Annotated in this window: 15 protein-coding genes and 1 pseudogene; 11 read left to right on the top strand and 5 right to left on the bottom strand. The window is 68.5% G+C overall.

From position 1 onward, the window contains the following. The 10 genes and pseudogenes from F3J10_RS26395 to F3J10_RS26350 form a co-directional block, all read left to right on the top strand. Positions 1-218 (top strand): annotated as a pseudogene (locus F3J10_RS26395) (5-dehydro-4-deoxyglucarate dehydratase); the annotation flags it as partial. Positions 219-470: 252 nt separating this feature from the next. Continuing rightward, entirely contained in the window at positions 471-1,049 is a 579-nt protein-coding gene (locus F3J10_RS26390; RefSeq protein ID WP_167243349.1) for a nucleotidyltransferase domain-containing protein, read from the top strand. Positions 1,050-1,173: 124 nt separating this feature from the next. Beyond that, complete coding sequence (locus F3J10_RS26385; RefSeq protein ID WP_152554562.1) at positions 1,174-1,500, top strand: hypothetical protein; 327 nt, start codon at positions 1,174-1,176, stop codon at positions 1,498-1,500. Positions 1,501-1,633: 133 nt separating this feature from the next. Then, a complete protein-coding gene (locus F3J10_RS26380) occupies positions 1,634-2,569 on the top strand; it encodes a LysR substrate-binding domain-containing protein (protein WP_013689351.1) in 936 nt (311 codons plus the stop codon). Between the two features lie 357 nt (positions 2,570-2,926). Next, a complete protein-coding gene (gene aldA, locus F3J10_RS26375; protein ID WP_167243348.1) occupies positions 2,927-4,351 on the top strand; it encodes an aldehyde dehydrogenase in 1,425 nt (474 codons plus the stop codon). 115 nt (positions 4,352-4,466) lie between these two features. After that, the gene (locus F3J10_RS26370; RefSeq protein ID WP_025101912.1) at positions 4,467-5,771 is read left to right on the top strand and encodes an MFS transporter; all 1,305 of its coding nucleotides are present in this window, start codon (positions 4,467-4,469) and stop codon (positions 5,769-5,771) included. Next, positions 5,771-6,988, top strand: a complete 1,218-nt coding sequence (locus F3J10_RS26365; RefSeq protein WP_167243347.1) for a mandelate racemase/muconate lactonizing enzyme family protein — start codon at positions 5,771-5,773, stop codon at positions 6,986-6,988. The genes F3J10_RS26370 and F3J10_RS26365 overlap by 1 nt, the downstream gene beginning before the upstream one ends. A 31-nt stretch (positions 6,989-7,019) precedes the next feature. After that, positions 7,020-8,690, top strand: a complete 1,671-nt coding sequence (locus tag F3J10_RS26360) for a GMC family oxidoreductase N-terminal domain-containing protein (protein ID WP_167243346.1) — start codon at positions 7,020-7,022, stop codon at positions 8,688-8,690. 249 nt (positions 8,691-8,939) lie between these two features. After that, a complete protein-coding gene (locus F3J10_RS26355; RefSeq protein ID WP_167243345.1) occupies positions 8,940-10,094 on the top strand; it encodes a porin in 1,155 nt (384 codons plus the stop codon). Positions 10,095-10,264: 170 nt separating this feature from the next. Beyond that, complete coding sequence (locus F3J10_RS26350; protein ID WP_166912609.1) at positions 10,265-10,603, top strand: VOC family protein; 339 nt, start codon at positions 10,265-10,267, stop codon at positions 10,601-10,603. A gap of 15 nt (positions 10,604-10,618) precedes the next feature. On the opposite strand, the gene trpS is transcribed toward F3J10_RS26350, so the two are convergent. Both trpS and F3J10_RS26340 read right to left on the bottom strand, forming a co-directional pair. Beyond that, complete coding sequence (gene trpS, locus F3J10_RS26345; RefSeq protein ID WP_167233260.1) at positions 10,619-11,695, bottom strand: tryptophan--tRNA ligase; 1,077 nt, start codon at positions 11,693-11,695, stop codon at positions 10,619-10,621. A gap of 438 nt (positions 11,696-12,133) precedes the next feature. Continuing rightward, a complete protein-coding gene (locus F3J10_RS26340) occupies positions 12,134-13,711 on the bottom strand; it encodes an aldehyde dehydrogenase (NADP(+)) (protein WP_036054494.1) in 1,578 nt (525 codons plus the stop codon). A 271-nt stretch (positions 13,712-13,982) separates the two neighbouring features. Between F3J10_RS26340 and F3J10_RS26335 the strand changes: the two genes are divergently transcribed. Next, positions 13,983-15,341 (top strand): MFS transporter, encoded by a 1,359-nt coding sequence (locus tag F3J10_RS26335; protein WP_025101919.1) that lies wholly within the window; start codon positions 13,983-13,985, stop codon positions 15,339-15,341. An 87-nt stretch (positions 15,342-15,428) separates the two neighbouring features. Here F3J10_RS26335 and F3J10_RS26330 read toward each other — a convergent pair whose 3' ends face one another. From F3J10_RS26330 to F3J10_RS26320, 3 genes are all read right to left on the bottom strand, one after another. Beyond that, positions 15,429-16,124 carry a hypothetical protein gene (locus F3J10_RS26330; RefSeq protein ID WP_167243350.1) on the bottom strand — a complete coding sequence of 232 codons (696 nt, stop codon included), beginning with the start codon at positions 16,122-16,124 and terminating at the stop codon, positions 15,429-15,431. Positions 16,125-16,236: 112 nt separating this feature from the next. After that, complete coding sequence (locus tag F3J10_RS26325; protein WP_167243344.1) at positions 16,237-18,777, bottom strand: TonB-dependent receptor; 2,541 nt, start codon at positions 18,775-18,777, stop codon at positions 16,237-16,239. 130 nt (positions 18,778-18,907) lie between these two features. Then, the coding region (locus F3J10_RS26320) for a FecR domain-containing protein (protein WP_167243343.1) at positions 18,908-19,618 on the bottom strand (711 nt) is incomplete at its 5' end.

The following is a 19,618-nucleotide window of genomic DNA, read 5'->3' as shown; positions in this document are numbered from 1 at the left end:
CCGACGATCACGCCACCGTCGGCAAGCTGATCGACGAGTTCTTCCTGCCCTACCTGAAGATCCGCAACCGCCGCGCGGGTTACGCGGTCAGCATCGTGAAGGCCGGCGCCAAGCTGGTCGGCCACGATGCGGGCCCGGTGCGCGCCCCGCTGACGGACCTGAACGAAGCCGAACTGGCCGAGCTCGATGTGCTGATCAAGAAGCTCGGCGCGCAGTAAGCCGGGATGTCGCCGGCCTTCGCGCCGGCGCGCCGCTGATGGAGAAAAACCCCTGGTTCCCTGGTGGAGCCGGGGGTTTTGTTTTTGGGGCGCGGTGGGAAAGGCTGGGCACAACGGATTGGTATCGCCCTCTCCGGAGATGAAAGCACTCGATGTACAATCCACATCATTGATGTAGATTAAACATCAACAGCCAATTCGCCGTGGATGTGCCTGGTACATCCATGATGTTCATCCCGCACCGACGACACCATGATCAACGCCATGCTCAGTGAACTGTTTGGCGGCGCACAGCGCTTTTCCCTGCTCCGCGTGCTGTACCAGGATCCCGCCCACGGCCACACCACCATCGAGCTGGCACGGCTGGCCGGCGTGGATCGCGGCAATGTCTCCCGATGGCTGCGGCGCTGGACGGAAGTCGGCCTCGCGAAACGCGTCGAGCAGGGACGGCACATCACCTACCGGGCCGGGGACGACCCATTGCTGTCAGGGCTCACCGACCTGGCCCGCCGCAGCGACGAGATCCTGGCCGACATCGCGAATGCCCTGCCCGAGGAAGCCGAGCTTGCCGTCATCTTCGGCTCGGTGGCCCGTGGCGAGGAATCGGCCCGCTCCGACGTCGACGTGCTGGTGCTGGGCGAGCGCTTGAGCAGCCTGAAGATCAACGCGCGGCTGAAGCCGGTCGGCCGGAAGCACCGCCGCGAAATCCATGCGACCGTCGCCTCGCGCCGTGAATTCGAGCAGAAGCTGGCCGACGGAGAAGGATTCGCACGCAATGTGGTGGCGCATCCGGTGATCCCGATCAAGGGCGTCTTCGACTATGTTGCGTAACCCGGCTGCCCTGTCCCGGGACGAGCCCGAGCGGGTCAGGCAGGAACGGACCCGGAACCGGCAAACCATCCAGTCCCAATTGCGCGCCGCCGTGCAGAAATACCAGGATGCGCAAAATACCAGCGTGTCGGGGCCAACCCGACTCGATGCCGCCTACGACGCCATCCTGTTCTGCGCCCTGGCCGTGTTCGCGGCACAAGGTTATCGAATCAGCTCCGGCCCGGGCCACCATCGCGTCGCCATGGAGGGCCTGGCCGGCACGCTCGATTTCGGCACCGGCACGCACGACGAACTCGATACCCTGCTCGACCTGCGCAACAGCAAATACGAGGGCTTCGATTCGGTCGACCAGCAAACGCTGGCCGACGCCTTGCTGTTGTCGAACCGGGTTCTCGTCACCGTATCGGCCTGGCTGACCGAGCATCATCACGACATGATCGCGACCCGCTGATTTCCTTGCCCGAGCGGCATCGGCACCGCCCGCTGCGCGCATTGCAGCCGATCCCGCATTCGCACCAATCCCGCCCCGCGCCCTACAATGAGCGCCTCCCAACCCCGAACCGCCCCCCGCCGTGAGACGCAAGATGCCCGCGCTGAACGCGCTGAAAGCCTTCGAACTGGCCGGCCGGACCGGCAGCTTCACGCGCGCGGCCGAACTGCTCAACGTCACGCAGAGCGCGGTCAGCCGCCAGGTTCGCCAGCTCGAGAGCCAGCTCGGCGAATCGCTGCTGACGCGCCGCCATCACCAGCTCGAGCTGACCTCGGCGGGCCGCGTGCTGCTGCATGCGCTGCAGCAGTCCTTCGACAAGATCGAGCTGACCGTGCGCGGGCTCCAGGAAAAGCAGCACCAGAACCGGTTGCGCGTGAACGTGCCGCCGACCTTCGCCGCGCGCTGGCTGATGCCGCGCCTCACGCAATTGCGCGAGGCGCATCCGCAATACGAACTGAGCCTGACCACGCGGCTGGCCGACAGCCTCGGCACCTCGCGCCTGCTCGACTGCGCGGTGCGTTTCGGCGATGGCGAATGGGACGGCTTCGACAACGTGCTGCTGATGCACGAGCAGCACATCGCGGTCTGCTCGCCGGCGCTCTATGCACGCGTGCAGCACGACGGGCCGATCGACCTGAACCGCTTCACCCTGCTGCACGTGCTGGCCGCCGACGACCAGCGCTACCTGACCTGGCAGCACTGGCTGACCGCGGCCGGCATCGATGGCGTCGATACCCGCGGCGGCTACGAATTCGATCTGCTCGACCATGCGATCCGCGCCGCCGTCGACGGGCTCGGCATCACCATCGCGGATCGCCACATGGTGGCGCGCGAGATCGCGGCGGGCCAGTTGATGCAGGTGCTGAACGTGCATGTGGACGGCCGCCAATCGTATTGGTTCGTCACTCGTCCGGAACAGACCCAGGATCCTCACATCGCCCAGTTCCGCGAATGGCTGCAGCACCAGGTCTGGCTCTCGACGCACAACCTGCGGCCCTCCTCGCCGGCCGGCGCAATGCCCGAAGCCTGAATCCCAAGCCGATCGATACCGACTGGTCACGCCCGGATCGCCAGCCCCGGAAATCCTCGCAAGCTTGCATTTTCCTCACATTGCTCGATGCCACGCATGCGGCCTCCGGATAAACCCGAATGCCTCCAGTCCTGGTCCGATATGGCGCCGTGCCTTGCCGGCGAGCCTCGCCCGCCGATCCAGGCTCCCCGCCCTCCCCACCGAGTAACGTGAGTTTTCCGCAAGTTAGACGATAAAAATCGTCGCTTGTGATGCCTCCCCCGCATGACAACAATGGCCCCTGCCCGGCAGCGTGCCAGCGGGCGCGCCGTATCGCGACCGCCACGCTGCCTTCCCGGCCCTGGAGGAGAGTTGTCGATGCGTGACGAGCAGAACTACATCAACGGACGATTCGTGGAGACGGCCGACGCCGGCTTCCTCGGCGTCATCGATCCGGCTACCGGCGAATCGATCGGCCGCGTGCGCGCGGCCTCCGAAGCCGACGCGGTGGCGGCGGTGGCCGCCGCCAGCGAGGCGCAGCGCGCCTGGCGCCTGCTGCCGGCCGCCTCGCGCGCCGAGCTGCTGCGCAAGTTCGCCGACGCGATCACCGAACGCGCGCCCCGGATCGGCGCCGCGCTCGCGCTCGAATCGGGCAAGAGCCTGGACGACGCGACCAACGAGGCGCGCTACGCCGCCGAGATCACGCGCTATCACGCCGAATGGGCGCGCCGCATCGAAGGCGAGATCATCCCCAGCGATTCGCCGAACGAGAACCTGTTCCTGCACCGCGAGCCGATCGGCGTGGTGGCGGCCCTGATCCCGTTCAACTACCCGATCTACACGCTGATGCGCAAGATCGCGCCGGCCCTGATCGCCGGCAACGCGGTGGTGGTGCGCCCCAGCAACCACACGCCGTGCTCGGCCTTCGAGGTCGCGCGCGCGGCCCACGCGGCCGGCCTGCCCGCCGGCCTGGTCAACATCCTGGCGATGGACCACGCCACCGCCGCGGTGCTCTGCACCCAGCCCGAGGTCGGCATGATCACGCTGACCGGCAGCGTCAACGCCGGCCGCATCGTGCTCGAATACTGCAAGAGCAACATCGCCAAGCCCTCGCTGGAACTGGGCGGCAAGACGCCGGCCATCATCGAGCCCGATGCGGACCTGGAGAAGGCCGCCGCCGCGCTGGTCGCCTCCAAGACCACGCATTGCGGCCAGCTCTGCACCGCGATCGAACGCGTCTACGTGCACGACAGCGTGCATGACCGCTTCCTCGCCCTGTTGCGCGAGAAGATGGCCGCCGTGAAGATCGGCGATCGCCGCGACAACCCCGCCTCGATGGGACCGCTCGCCAACGCCGCGGCGCAACAGCGCGTGCATGCGATGGTCGAGCGCGCGATCGCCGAGGGCGCGACGCTGGAAACCGGCGGCCAGTTGCCGGCCGGCCCCGGCTTCTTCTACCCCGCCACGCTGCTGTCGAACGTGCGCCAGGAGATGGAGATCGTGCGCGAGGAAAGCTTCGGCCCGGTGATGCCGGTGCTGCGCTACCACAGCCTCGACGAGGCGATCGCGCTGGCCAACGACCACCAGTTCGGCCTGTCCTCGGTGCTTTACACAGAAAACCATCGCGTCGCCCAGCGCGTCGCGAACGCGATCGAGGCGGGCGAGCTGTACGTCAACCGCACGCCGGCCGATCCGTACCAGGGTTACCACGCCGGCTGGAAGCGCTCCGGCCTCGGCGGCGACGACGGCAAGCACGGCATGCTCGAATTCACGCAGACGCGCCTGGTGGTGATGCACTACTGATGTCCCGGCGGGCGGCGCGCCCGACACGCGCGCCGCTCCATTTCAACGCAAAGCACGAAAACAATATTCGGAGACGCCAGCCCGAGCGGGCGCGTCCTCCTCAGGAGAACTCATCATGTCGGCGCAATCCCCTTCCTCCGCCGCAGCGCTCGCCGCGGAGCCCGCCGCCCGCGCGGGCCGCGCGCAACGTTACCTGCAGTTGCTGCTGCTGGTCGCGGCGGCCGGCGCGATCTATCCGATGCTGTACCTGCGGCAGGTCTACCAGCCGACCATGCTGTCGTTCTTCCATATCGACGACGTGCAGCTCGGCGTGCTCTATTCCTCGCTCGGCACCCTGTTCCTGGTCAGCTACCTGCCCAGCGGCTGGCTCGCCGATCGCATCTCGCCGCGCTTCCTGATCTGCTTCTCGCTGATCGGCACCGGCCTGCTGGGCTTCGTCTACGCCACCGCGCCGTCGTTCCCGCTGCTGGTGGCGGTGTTCTGCGGCTGGGGCATCACCACCGGCCTGACCTTCTGGGCCGCCGTGATCAAGCGCGTCAACATGATCGCCGGCGCCGACGAGCAGGGCCGCTTCTTCGGCCTGCTCGACGGCGGCCGCGGCCTGGTCGAGGCGCTGCTGGCCACCATCGCGATCTCGATCTTCGCCTACATGACGCAGTCGCGCGGCAGCAGCGACGCCAGCGGCTTCAAGCTGGTGGTGCACATGTACGCGGTGATCTGCATCGTGCTGGGCGTGATGATCGGCTTCATCCGCGATCCGCGCGCCGCCGCCAAGGGCGCCGCCGCCGCGCGCCAGGGCTCGCTGCTGGCCGACCTGCGCACGCTGGCCGGCAACCCCTCGCTGTGGCTGGTCGCGGCGATCGTGTTCTGCGGCTACCAGGTGTTCTGGGCCACCTACAGCTTCTCGGCCTACCTGCATGAAGGCGGTTTCGGCCTCAGCACCACGGCGGCCGGCTTCATCACCACCCTCAAGCTGTGGATGCGCCCGGTGGGCGGCATCGGCGGCGGCTTCCTCGGCGACCGCTTCTCGCGCGTCTCGGTGCTGGCCGTCTCGCTGGTGCTGGCCGCGCTCTCGCTGGTCGGCCTGGCGGTGGTGCCGGCCCACACGCCGCAGCTCATGCTGGTGGCGCTGGTGCTGTTCATCGGCATCCTCACCTACGCCGTGCGCGGCCTGTACTGGTCGCTGCTCGACGACTGCCGCGTGCCGGTGCATTGCTCGGGCCTGGCGATCGGCCTGATCTCCGTGCTGGGCTACTCGCCCGACGTGTTCGTCCCGCTGATCAACGGCTACGCGACCCAGAACTTCCCGGGCGCCACCGGCTACCAGATCTATTTCGGCTACATCGCGGCCATCGCACTGCTCGGCGCCGTCGCCGCGCTGGTGCTCAAGCGCCGCCTCTCCGCACAGAAGGAATCCTGATGAAAATCGTCTCACTCGAAACGTTCAGCGTCGCGGTCCCGCCGCCGCATGTCGGCGGCATGTACTGGTTGTTCGTCAAGCTCAGGACGGACGACGGCATCGAGGGCGTCGGCGAGATCTACGCCGCCACCTTCCATCCCGACGCGATGATCCCCGTGATCGAGGACGTGTTCGAGCGCCATCTGCTGGACCACGATCCGCACCACGTCGAGCGCTTCTTCCGCGCCTGCTATTCGAGCGGCTTCACCCAGCGCCCGGACCTGACGATGATGGGCGTGGCCAGCGGCCTGGAGATGGCGTGCTGGGACATCATCGGCAAGGCCGCCGGCAAGCCCGTCTACGAGCTGCTCGGCGGCAAGGTCAACGAGCGCCTGCGCTCCTACACCTACCTGTATCCGAAGAACGCCAAGGGCGAATACGACTACGACGATCCCGATCTCGCCGCCGAATGCGCGGCCGAGAACGTGAAGCTGGGCTTCACCGCCGTCAAGTTCGACCCGGCCGGCCCCTACACGAACTACTCGGGCCACCAGCTCTCGCTGCCGGTGCTCGACCGCTGCGAAACCTTCTGCCGCAAGATCCGCGAGGCGGTGGGCAGCCAGGCCGACCTGCTGTTCGGCACGCACGGCCAGATGGTGCCGTCCTCGGCGATCCGCCTGGCCAAGCGCCTGGAGAAGTACGACCCGCTGTGGTTCGAGGAGCCGGTGCCGCCGGGCCAGGAGGAGGGGATCGCCGAAGTCGCGCGCCATACCTCGATCCCGATCGCCACCGGCGAGCGCCTGACCACCAAGTACGAGTTCCACAAGCTGCTGCAGGCGGGCGGCGCCTCGATCCTGCAGATGAACGTGGGGCGCGTGGGCGGCCTGCTCGAAGCGAAGAAGATCGCCACGCTGGCCGAGGTGCACTACGCGCAGATCGCCCCGCATCTGTACAACGGCCCGGTCGGCGCGGCCGCCAGCATCCAGCTCGCGGCCTGCACGCCGAACTTCCTGATCCAGGAAAGCATCATGACCTGGGGCGGCTTCCACTCCGAGGTGGTGAAGACGCCGATCCGCTGGGAAGACGGCTACATCATCCCGTCCAGCGAGCCGGGCCTCGGCATCGAGCTCGACATGGACGTGGTGCGCGCGCATACGCCCTACACGGGCAAGCGCCTGCACCTGCAGATGGCCGACAAGCCGGCCGACGTGAAAGACTACTCGCCCGCCAAGGGCTGAGCTCGCCCAGCGCAGAGGCAGGAAGCAAGACATGGAATACGACTACATCATCGTCGGGTCCGGCTCGGCCGGCTCGATCCTCGCCGAACGCCTGAGCGCGGACGGCAGCCACACGGTGCTGGTGCTCGAGGCCGGCCAGCAGGACGATTCGTTCTGGTTCAAGGTGCCGGTGGGCTTCACCAAGACCTACTACAACCGCAAGTACAACTACATGTACTACAGCGAGCGCGAAGCCGCGCTCGGCGATCGCGAGCTCTACTGCCCGCGCGGCAAGGTGGTGGGCGGCTCGGGCGCGATCAACGCGATGGTCTACGTGCGCGGCCAGCGCGGCGACTACGACGACTGGGCCGCGGCCAGCGGCGAGCGCGGCTGGTCCTACGAGCAGGTGCTGCCCTACTTCCGCCGCCTGGAGACGCATCCGCTCGCGCAGAGCACGCCCGAGTGGCACGGCGGCGAAGGCCGGATCCATGTCACGCCGATGACCGCTGACGTGCACCCGATCGTCCACCAGTTCCTGGCCGGCTGCGGCGAGCTGGGCCTGCCGCGCACGCCCGACATGAACGGCGCGCAGTTCGAGGGCGCCGGCATCTACGAGCTGAACACCAAGGATGGCGAGCGCTGCTCCAGCGGCGTGGCCTACCTGCATCCCTCGCTCTCGCGCAAGAACCTGACGCTGCTCAGCGAGGCGCTGGTGCGCCGCGTCAGCTTCGAGGGCAAGCGCGCGACCGGCATCGCCTATGCGCACCAGGGCCGCGAGCATCACGTCAGCGCGCGCCGCGAGGTGATCCTCTGCGCCGGCGCGGTCGATACGCCCAAGCTGCTGCAGCTCTCGGGCGTGGGCGATCCGGTCAAGCTGGCACGGCACGGCATTTCGACCGTGCATGCGCTGCCGGCGGTCGGCCAGAACCTGCAGGACCATCTGTGCGTGAGCTTCTACTTCAAGGCCAACCGGCCCACGCTCAACGACGAGATGGGCACGCTGTTCGGCAAGCTGAAGATCGGCCTGCGCTACCTGCTGCACAAGCGCGGCCCGCTGGCGATGAGCGTGAACCAGGCCGGCGGTTTCTTCCGCGGCGACGACGGGCTCGACGAACCCAACCTCCAGCTCTACTTCAATCCGCTCTCGTACCGGATCCCGAAGAGCAACCGCGCCAGCATCAAGCCGGAGCCGTATTCGGGCTTCCTGATCGCCTTCAATCCGTGCCGGCCCACCAGCCGCGGCTCGATCGAGCTGGCCTCGGGGCGCGCCGAGGACGCCGCGAAGATCCGCATCAACGCGCTGTCGACCGAGAAGGACCTGGCCGAGGCCGTGCAGGGCAGCAAGCTGATCCGCAAGCTGATGATGGCGCCCTCGCTGCGCGCGATGACGATCGAGGAGATCTCGCCCGGGCCGGCGGTGCAGAGCGACGAGGATTTCCTCCAGTACTTCCGCGAACAATCGGGCTCGATCTACCACCTGTGCGGCTCGTGCGCGATGGGCAGCGATGCCGCCACCTCGGTGGTCGACGCGCGGCTCAAGGTGCACGGCGTCGAGGCGCTGCGCATCGTCGACGCCTCGGTGTTCCCGAACATCACCTCGGGCAACATCAACGCGCCGACCATGATGGTCGCCGAGAAAGGCGCCGACCTGATCCTCGAGGATGCCGCCGCGGCGCCGGCCACGCGCAAGGTCCGCGCCACCAGCGCGGCCGCGATCGGCTGATTCCGTCGTCGTGCTCGCCGGCGCCGGCCGTACCCGGCTGCCGCCGGCTCCCCCGTTTCATCGCCCGCCCCTCAGGAGACGACCGCATGATGCCGAGCGCGCGGCGCATGCGGAGGCGGGCGTCGTTCCACCGGCGCGCGAGAGCGGCTCGAGCCGCCGCGAATCGCGCGCCGGCCCCAGCGCGGGCATCCGCCAGGCTCGCTCCCGGCACCTCAAACCAACCATAGACAGAAAGATCTGGAGATCGAAATGAAAAAGAGCATCGCGGCCCTGGCCGTCACGGCGGCCGTCGCCTCCCCCGCGTTCGCGCAGAGCAGCGTCACGCTGTACGGCGTGATCGACGAGGGGCTCAACTACACCAACAACATCGGCGGCAAGGGCGGCGCGGTGGAGCTGACGAGCGGCTACGCGCAGGGCAGCCGCTGGGGGCTGCGCGGCACCGAGGACCTGGGCGGCGGCCTGGCGGCCATCTTCACGCTGGAGAACGGCTTCGACGCGAGCTCGGGCAAGGCCCAGGAAGGCGGCCGCATGTTCGGCCGCCAGGCCTACGTCGGCCTGCAGGACAAGCGCTACGGCACGGTCACGCTGGGCCGCCAGTACGACTCGATGGTCGACTACTTCGCGCTCACCACGGCCAACGGCAACTGGGCCGGCTACCTGTTCTCGCATCCCTACGACAACGACAACACCGACAACTCGTTCCGCCTGAACAACTCGGTCAAGTACACCAGCCCCGACATCGACGGCCTGCATTTCGGCGGCACCTACGCGTTCAGCAACGACACCGGCTTCTCGAACAACCGCACCTGGAGCGCGGGTGCGCAATACGCGCGCGGCGGCCTGCTGGTGGGCGCCGCCTTCCTGCAGGCGAACAACCCGGGCGGGACCTCGGCCGGCGCGATCGCCAGCAACGACGCGAGCTTCATCGCCGAGCGCATGCGCCTGTTCGGGGTCGGCGTGAACTACACCTTCGGCATCACCACGCTCGGCTTCGCCTATTCGAACTCGAACTACAAGAACCCGACCGGCAACATCTACCTCGGCACGCCGGGGGCGATCGTCGCGCCGGGCACCACGCTCAATGCGCTCAAGTACCAGAACTTCGAGCTGAACGGCCTGCTGCAGCTGAGCTCCTCGTTCTTCGTCGGCGCCGAGTACGTGTTCTCGATGGAGAAGTACGATTCCTCGGCCGGCCGCGTGAGCCCGAAGATCCACACCGTCGGCCTGATGGCGGACTACAACCTGTCCAAGCGCACCGACATCTACCTGCAGGGCGTGCTCTCGAAGGTGACGGGCGATCGCACCAACTCGATCCTCGACTCGGGCTTCGTGCTCGGCACCGACGCGCCTTCGTCGACCTCGAACCAGGTGGCCGTGCGCCTGGCGCTGCGTCACAAGTTCTGATCGAAGCCGCTGCCGGGCCGCGCATCGAGCGGCCCGGCGAGGCACGAACGCAGACAGCCCGCTGCCGTCCGGCGCGGGCTGTCTGCTTTTGTGGTGTTTTGTAGCGCGTGCGGGGGCGCGCCATCTGGCCTGGCATAGAATGCGCTCCATCCCAGCCGATGGAGACCTCCATGTCGCTCGCCCTGCTGCTGCGCTGCCACGATCTCGACGAAACTCGCCGGTTCTACGAATCCGTGCTCGGTTTCAGCGTCCGCGCCTCGGCCGGCAACACGCTCACGGCCGAGCTGGACGGCGACACGCTGCTGTTCACGGCACAGGATCTCTGGCGCGCCGGCCCGGCGCTGAGCGGCACCATCTATTTCACGGTACCGGACGTCGACGGCCTGTATGCCAGGCTCCAGGACCGGGCCGAGATCGCCTGGCCCTTGCAGGAGATGCCTTACGGCTCGCGCGAATTCGCGCTGAGCGACTGCAACGGCTACCTGCTCGCGTTCCAGCAGCAGCGCTGACTTTCCTTCCCCGCCTCAGGCGCCCGGCGTGCCGTCGGGCCGCGCCGCCGCATACAGCTCGCGCACGCTGTCGAGCGAGAAGGTGCCGAGCGCGCCGCGCACCGCATCGAGCGTCGCCTGGGTGACGGCCCGCGCCCGCTCGGTGCCCTCGGCCAGCACGCCGACCACATAAGCCGGATCGGCCGCCAACCGCTCGCGGCGCTCGCGGATCGGCGCGACGAAGGCCTGCAGCTTCTCCTCCAGGCGCCGCTTGACCACCATGTCGCCCAGGCCGCCGGCCCGGTAGGCGGCCTTCAACCGCTCGACCTCGGCCACGTCGTCGTCGAACGCGTCGAGATAGGTGAACACCACGTTGCCCTCGACGGTGCCGGGGTCCGAGGCGCGCAGGTGGTTCGGATCGGTGTACATCTGGCGGACCGCCGCGCGGATCGCATCCTCGGAGGCCGCCAGCGAGATCGCATTGCCGAGCGACTTGCTCATCTTGGCCTTGCCGTCGATGCCGGGCAGCCGGCCCAGCGTCGGGATCAGCGCCTCCACCTCGGGCAGCAGCTCGATTCCGGTCTGGCGGTTCAGGCGCCGCACGATCTCGTTGGTCTGCTCGATCAGGGGCGCCTGGTCCTCGCCCACCGGCACCACGGTGGCGCGAAAGCCGGTGATGTCGGCCGCCTGCGCGACCGGGTAGCAGAGAAAGCCGGCCGGGATATCGCGCCCGAAGCCGCGCGCCTGGATCTCGTCCTTGATGGTCGGGTTGCGCTCCAGGCGCGAGACGGTGACGAAGTTCAGGTAGAGCAGGGTCAGCTCGGCCAGCGCGGGCAGCGCCGATTGCAGGCAGATGGTGGTCCTGGCCGGGTCGATGCCGACCGCCAGGTAGTCGAGCGCGACTTCCAGCACGTTGCGGCGGACCTTGTCCGGATCGTGCGCGTTGTCGGTCATCGCCTGGGTATCGGCGACCAGGATGTTCTGCTGGTGCGTATCCTGCAGCAGCAAGCGCGTGCGCAGCGAGCCGACGTAGTGGCCCAGGTGCAGCGGGCCGGTCGGGCGGTCGCCCGTCAGCACGACGGGTCGCGAGGCGTTTGCCTGAAGATCGGACATCGGGAGGTTCTCCGGTCGGGGAAGCCGCCACGGTGTGCCCTTGACTGACGGATGTCCCGATCCGCGTCGGCCAAACCGCGGCGGACATGGTCAGGAATCAGTCGAGACGATGCCGCGCCCTTCAGGAGCGGCGCCAATGGATCGGGAGGGGAAATCGGGCAATCGTCTGCATGGCCGCTAGGGTGCCACAGATCGGGACCCGACGGCGCATCGCCCATGCGCGGCGCACGGGATTGCCTGGAGCCGGTTCGGCTCGCGTGCCCGGCGAAGCTGCTTCGGGCTGCGAAGCGATATGGCCGGAGGCCCGGCGGAAAACGGGAGAAGGACGTGCCCGAAAAAACGGCAAAAAAATCGGCTTCGACGCCGCCGCATCGAAGCCGACACAAGCACCAAACCAGCCCGCCGGCGGATCACGCCAGCGGGTCGGCTGGATTCGGCTTACTCGGCGCGGCCGTTGCGCAGGCGCGCGATACCGAGCGGATTGGCTTCGCGCAGGCTTTCCGGCAGCAGCGCTTCCGGGAAGTCCTGGTAGCAGACCGGGCGCAGGAAGCGGTCGATCGCGGTGGCGCCCACCGAGGTGTACATGGCGTTCGAGGTGGCCGGGAACGGGCCGCCGTGAACCATCGCGTCACACACCTCGACGCCGGTCGGGAAGCCGTTGACGAGCAGGCGGCCGGCCTTGCGCTCGAGGATCGGCACCAGCTTGCGGGCGATCTCCAGGTCGGCGTCGTCCAGCTGCAGGGTGGCGGTGAGCTGGCCTTCCAGCGATTCGAGCACGGTCGCCACTTCGTCCAGGTCGCGGCAGCGCACGATCAGCGAGGCCGGGCCGAACACTTCGTCGCGCAGCGCATGCTCGCGCAGGAAGGTTTCGGCGCTCACGTCGAACAGCGCGCCCGACATCGCGCAACCGCCCTCGCCCGCGCCGCCGGTGCCGAGCTGGCGCACGCCCTCGGCGCCCTGCAGCTTCGCACGGCCGTTCGAGTAGGCTTCGGCGATGCCGCGCGTGAGCATGGTGCCGGCCGGCTTGCCGCCGAGCGCGGCCGAGGCGGCCTTCGAGAACGCGTCGAGCTCGGGGCCGTCGATCGCGATCACCAGGCCCGGGTTGGTACAGAACTGGCCGACGCCCATCGTCAGCGAGTCGACGAAGCCCTGGGCGATCTTCTCGCCGCGCGCCGCCAGCGCCGCCGGGAACAGCACGAAGGGGTTGATGCTGCTCATTTCCGCGTAGACGGGAATCGGCTCGGGACGCGCGTTGGCGAGGTTCACCAGCGCGAGGCCGCCCTGGCGCGAGCCGGTGAAACCGACCGCCTTGATCGACGGGTGCTTGACCAGCGCGGCGCCGATCACGCGGCCCGGGCCCATCAGCAGCGAGAAGGTGCCGGCCGGCATGTTGCTGCGCGCCACCGCGCGCTGGATCGCGCGACCCACCAGCTCCGAGGTGCCGAGGTGAGCCTCGTGCGCCTTGACGATCACCGGGCAGCCGGCGGCCAGCGCCGAAGCGGTGTCGCCGCCCGCCACCGAGAAGGCCAGCGGGAAATTGCTGGCGCCGAACACGGCCACGGGGCCGAGCGGCAGCTTCTGCAAGCGCAGGTCGGCGCGCGGCAGCGGGGTGCGCTCAGGCATCGCCGGATCGACCGAGGCGCCGAGGAAATAACCATCGCGCACCACGCGCGCGAACATCCGCAACTGGCCGACCGTGCGGCCGCGCTCGCCCTGCAGGCGCGCGGCGGGCAGGCCGGTTTCGGCTTGCGCGCGCTCGATCAGCGCGTCGCCGAGTTCGAGGATCTCGTCGGCGATCGCCTCGAGAAAGGCCGCGCGGCTTTCCAGCGGCGCCGAGCGATACGCGTCGAAGGCCTGCTGCGCCAGCGCGCAGGCGCGCTCGACCTCGGCCTCGCCGGCCGAACCGAACACCGGCTCGGCGATGGTCTCGCCGCGCGTCGGGTCGAAGGCGCGCACTTCGCCGGCCGTGCCCTTTACCGCCTCGGCGCCGATCAGCATCTCTCCAGTCAATTGCATCGCTATGCTCCGTCAGTCCAAAAAAGTTCGTGGCGCACATTGTAGCCCAACAGATACGATGACTGACTATAAGAATCTTCGCGACCCCGCATCCGCCCGAACCGCACATCCCATTGAACCGAAAGCCATTATTGCCGGCGGGGTGATCAGAGGGAAAACCCGGGTGGCCGCTGCCTGAAGCGGCTACTACACTCCCAAGTTGTACGATGACGTACCATTTGCCTCAAGGCATATAACAAGCATTTCCTCTCGCGCTCTCGCCAGGACACTCATGGAAGCGACCCGCACCGCCAATCCGGCCACCACGGCCAAACGGACCGCCGTCCGCTACTGGATCCTGCTGATGATCTTCGTCGTGACGACGCTGAACTACGCGGATCGCGCCACGCTGTCGATCACCGGCACGGCGATGCGCAAGGAATTCGGCATCGACGCGGTGCAGATGGGCTACATCTTCTCCTCGTTCAGCTGGGCCTATGTGCTCGCGCAACTGCCGAGCGGCTGGCTGCTCGACCGCTTCGGCGCGCGGCGCGTCTATGCGGGCAGCATCTTCCTGTGGTCGCTGTTCACCCTGCTGCAGAGCTCGATCGGCTTCGCCGGCAGCGCGGCGGCGGCCATCGCCGCGCTGTTCGTGCTGCGCTTCGCGGTCGGCATCGCCGAGGCGCCGGCCTTCCCGGCCAACGCCAAGGTGGTGGCGAGCTGGTTCCCCACCAGCGAGCGCGGCACCGCCTCGGCGATCTTCAACGCTGCCCAGTATTTCGCCGCGGTGCTGTTCACCCCGCTGATGGCCTGGCTCACGCACGCCTTCGGCTGGCATCACGTCTATTTGTGGCTGGGCCTGACCGGCATGGTGCTGGCCCTGGTGTGGATCCGCGTGGTGCGCAGCCCGGCGGAGCATCCGCGCGTCAACCAGGCCGAGCGCGAGCATATCGAGCAGGGCGGCGGCGTGATCGAGACGCACGGCCGCAACGCCTCGGCCGGCGCGCCCGAGCGCCTGGCCGGCTGGTTCTACGTGCGCCAGATGCTCGGCAACCGGATGCTGATCGGCGTCTATATCGGCCAGTACTGCATCAACGTGCTCACCTATTTCTTCCTGACCTGGTTCCCGATCTACCTGGTGCAGGCGCGCGGCATGTCGATCCTGAAGGCCGGCGTGCTGGCCTCGCTGCCGGCGATCTGCGGCTTCCTCGGCGGCGTGCTGGGCGGCATGCTGTCGGACGGCATGATCAAGCGCGGCGTGTCGCTGACGATGGCGCGCAAGATCCCGATCATCGGCGGCATGCTGCTGTCGATGGCCATCATCGGCTGCAACTACGTGGACAGCGCGGCGCTGGTGATCGGCCTGATGGCCGTGTCCTTCTTCGGCAAGGGGATCGGCTCGCTGGGCTGGGCGGTGGTGGCGGATACCGCGCCGAAGGAGGCGATCGGCCTGTCGGGCAGCCTCTTCAACATGTTCGGCAACGCCGCCGGGATCGTCACGCCGATCGTGATCGGCTACCTGGTGGGCGCGAGCGGCTCGTTCAACGGCGCGCTGGTGTTCGTCGGCCTGAATGCGCTGGTCACCGTGCTCTGCTACCTGGTGATCGTGAAGGACATCCAGCGCGTGACGCTGCGCAAGCCGGGCGCCTGAGGCGATCGGTTTCGCCACTCGGCACGCTGCTTCGACGCGCGCCGGCACCGAGCGTGCCGGCGCGCGTTTTTCATTCGGGCACCCGGTTCAGCGGCGCCCCGCGGCCCAGTCGAGCGCCGCGTCGAACAACGCGATGCCGGCCGGCGAGAGGTTCGGGAAGGTGTCGTTGTCGAGGAAGCACATCACGCGCCGGGCCGGCGCGAGCGACTCGTAGTCCATCGTGGCGCCGCGCTCGTAGGCGAACAGCGCGGCCTTCTCGGGCTGGCCGTAGACGGTCGCGATGGTCGCCGCGCCGAGCCCGGGCCGGCCCCAGCTCATCGCCGCCTGCTTGCGGTAGACGTCGGCGGTGCCGGCCGGCAGCCCGGCCGCGATCGGATGCGGCGCGTTGACGATCCACAGATAACGCTCCTTGCCGGTCTCGCCGAAATCGACGTCGTGCCGCTTGCCGGTCATCGCCAGGTCGTCGAGGAAATCGTTCTCCCAGGTCAGCAACGGCCTGGCGAGCTGGCGCCAGCCGGGCCGCACGTTCTTGGCCGAGACGGTCGAGGAAATCAGCACCAGCTCGGCATCGTCGGCCGCCGAGACGGGCGCGTCCTGGTCGACCAGGCGCACCGTGTAGCCGCGCTCGCCCAGATGGGCGGCGATCTGGCGATCCACCGCGAGGTTCGGGCCGCTCAACTGCACCAGCATCACGACGCGCGTCGCGCTCGCCGACGCGGCGCCCGGCAGCGGCGAGGCGCCGGCGGAATCGACGGCGGCGGCCCGCGTCGCCGCGCCTGCCATCAGGGCTGCCGCCGCACCAAGCCAGCGCCGCCGCGCCGCGCGCGGCGCCGGGCCCTTCGTATTCGATTCGGTATCCTGCCTGTCGACTGCATCGCTCATGTTCGGGCTCCGCTCAGAATTGCAGCGTGCTGGTCAGCAGCACTTGCCGCGCGTCGCCGATCGCGACGAAGTATCGATTCGCGCTCGACGGGTAATAGGTGCGGTTGAACAGGTTCTTGACGTTCAACTGCAAGCTCAGGTTCTGCTTGCCGATCTTCGTGTCGTAGCTCGCGAACGCATCGGCCAGCACATAGGACGGCAGCGTGAAGCTGTTGGCGGAATCGCCGGGCCGCGAGCCGATGTAACGCGCCGAGCCGCCGATGCGCAGGTCGTCGCCGCCGAACAGCGTGCCGACGTCGTAGACCGCGCCCAGCGAGGCGGTATTGCGCGCCACGTTCCACAGCCGGTTGCCGGTATAGAGCGGATCCTCGGTGGTCTTCGCGTCGATGTAGGCGTAGCTGGCGATCAGGTTCCAGTGCGCGCCGATGCGGCCCGTCATGTCGAGTTCGATGCCGCGCGAGCGCGCGCGTCCCGAGGTGCGCCAGTCGGTCAGCTTGGTCACGTCGTTGAACTGCGAGACCAGCACGTTCTTCTTGTCGATGTCGAACAGCGCGAGCGTGCCGGTCATGCCCGAGGGCATGTCGAGCTTGGCGCCCACCTCATAGGCGGTGGCCTGCTCGGGCGGCGTGGCGCCGTCGATGATATAGCCCGATGCCAGCGCCGCGATCGACGAGGTGGGCTTGAGCGACTGCGAATAGTTGCCGTACAGCGAGAACCAGTTGGTCGCCTTGTAGACCACCCCCACGCGCGGCAGCCACTTGGTGCCGTCGAGATTGGTGTTCGCCACGAAGGGCCGGCCCTTGCCCGCCACCTGGCTGTAGCGCATGAAGCGCACGCCGCCGGTGACCAGCCACTTGTCGCCGAGGTGCACCGTATCCTGCGCGAACAGGCCGAGCGCGTGCAGCTTGTCGGTCTGGTCACTGTCGGGTGGCGACACCGTCGCCGAGGGCGAGATCAACCCGTATACCGGGTTCAGGTAGCTGAACGGTATCGATACGGCCTGGCGCAGCAGGTCCCGTCGGTAGATGAGACGGTATTCGCTGTCGACCCCGAACTGCAGGTCGTGCCGCAGGCCGGCCAGGCGCAGCTTGCCGTTCACGTAGGCGATGCCGTAGCTGTCGCGGCTGTCCGCGCCGTGGGTCGCGTCGTCGCTGCGCGAGAGCGTGCCACGGGCGGTGTTCACGCCGGTGATGCGCACCTGGTTCGCATCGTAGGTCTCGCGGTTGTAGCTGTAGCCGAGGTGGACGTTCCAGTCGGCGTTGAACTGGTGGTCGGCCTGCAACTGGAACAGGTTGGAGGCGCCGACCATGTTGTTCCAGGGCTCGTCGAGCCGCTCGCGCGCGGGAATCGCCAGCGGCTGGTTGGTGCGCGGGTCGAGCGCGGTGCCGCGATCGAAGGGATAGAGGAAGTCGCGATGCTCGTAGGACAGCACCACCTGCGTGTCGCGACCATACCAGGCCAGCTGCGGCGACACCAGCGTCTCGCGGCTGGTACCGAAGTTGCGCCAATAGGGCTCGTCCGAATGATCGACGATCAGCCGGTAGGCGAGCTTCGAGTCGCCGATCGGGCCGCTCAGGTCGAGCGTGACGTCGCCGCCGTTCTTGCCGTGGCCATAGGTTTCGCCGCTCACCGAGACGCTGTTCGAGCGCGTGAGCCGCGGCGCCTTGCCGATCACGTTGATCACGCCGCCCGGGTCCATGATCCCGTACAGCAGCGAGGTCGGCCCCTTCAGCACCTCGACGCTGTCGGCGGTGGCGTTCAGCGCGCGGCCCTGGATCACCGGCATGCCGTTGCGCATGATCGAGCCGTCGCGGTTGTCACCGAAGCCGCGCTTCATGATCGCGTCCTGCGTGCCGGCCAGCGTGTTGCCCTGGGTGATGCCGCTGATGTTGCCGAGCGCGTCGTCGAGGTTGCGCGGTTTCTGGTCGCGCAGCACCTGGGCCGGCACGATATTGACAGCCTGTGCCGTGTCGAGCAGCGAGGCATCCGAGCGCGTCACGCCCGCCTCGCGCGAGGGGCGGTAGCTGTCGGCTTTCACGGCACGATTCCTGACCTGAATCGGCGCCAGCGCGATCGTCGCATCCGGCGCGGCGGCAGTGGCAGCGGCAGCGCCCGGGGCAGCGCGAACCAGCGTGTAGCCGCCGCCCGGCTGGCGCCGCGCGGCCAGGCCGCTGCCGGCCAGCAGCCGATCGAGCGCTTGCGGCACCTCGAAACTGCCGTTCAGCCCCGGGCTTTGCAGGCCCGCCACCTGGGCGGCCGGATAGGCCAGCAGGATGCCGGCCTCGCGGCCGAACCGGTTCAGCGCCGCCTCGAGCGAGCCGGCCGGAATCGCGTAGCGGCGCATGGCCGGTGCGCGATCGCTGGCGGCGGCCTGATCGGGCAGCGCGGTGGCGGCATCGGCGGCCATTGCCGCGGGCGGCAGCAGCGCCGAAAGCAGCAGGACGGCCGCCAGCCGCGCCGCGATGCGGCTCGGCGCGAGCGGAGCCGGCACGGCGGTGGAGCGGGAAACGAGGGAGAACGGCCGCGGCGGCCGGATGAAACGGGTCGGTTGCATGATCGATGAATCGGGAAACGATGAGCGGAAGCGGGCTTTCCTTTCCCTGTCACGCGAGTCGCGCCAAACAGCTCAGTCTTCTGGAAAAAATTTTTCAAGGCCGCCGCCGGGCCGTGCCTCGATGCGCGGCTCAGCCCCTGGCCGGCACCACGCGCGCCCAGTAGCGGGTGAAGTGCTCGACCTCGATCGGCAGCGTCGCGCGCAGCGTATCGAGCACGCGGTCCGTATCGTCGAGCGGATAGGTACCCGACACGCGCAGCTCGGCCACGGCGTCATCGCAATACAGATATCCGCGGCGGTAGCGCGCCAGCTCGGCGAGCAGGTCGGCGAGGCGCAGCCGCGTGGCAACCAGCGTGCCGTCGATCCAGGCGCCCGCGTAAGGGACAAGCGGATGCGGGACATCCACGGCATCGCGCGCCATCCCGGCCTGCTGGCCGGCCGCGATCACGCGTGCCCCGGCGCCGGCCGCAAACGGCTGCGCGCGCACCGCGCCCTCGAACACGCCGACCGTCACGCGCGCGCCGTCCAGGCGCACCGCGAAACGCGTGCCGAGCGGCCTCAGCTCGCCCGGCGCGGCCACCACCACCAGCGGCCGGGCCGGCGTGCGCGGTTCGTGGCCGCTGCTCACCATGATTTCGCCGCGCAGCAGGACGATGCGGCGCTCGTGTGCATCGAAGCGCACGTCGATCGCGCTGTCGGTATTCAGCATCACGCGCGTGCCGTCGGCCAGCGTCAGGCCGCGCCGCTCGCCGACGGCCGTGCGCCAGTCCGCGTTCCAGAGCGCCCAGCGTTCGGCCGGATCGAGCGACCAGGCCGCGCCGGGATCGGAAGAGCCCAGGCC

The organism is Burkholderia sp. Cy-637, assembly GCF_011753175.1.
GTDB classification, from domain to species: Bacteria; Pseudomonadota; Gammaproteobacteria; order Burkholderiales; family Burkholderiaceae; genus Burkholderia; species Burkholderia gladioli.
This window is presented reverse-complemented; position numbering and strand designations above follow the sequence as displayed.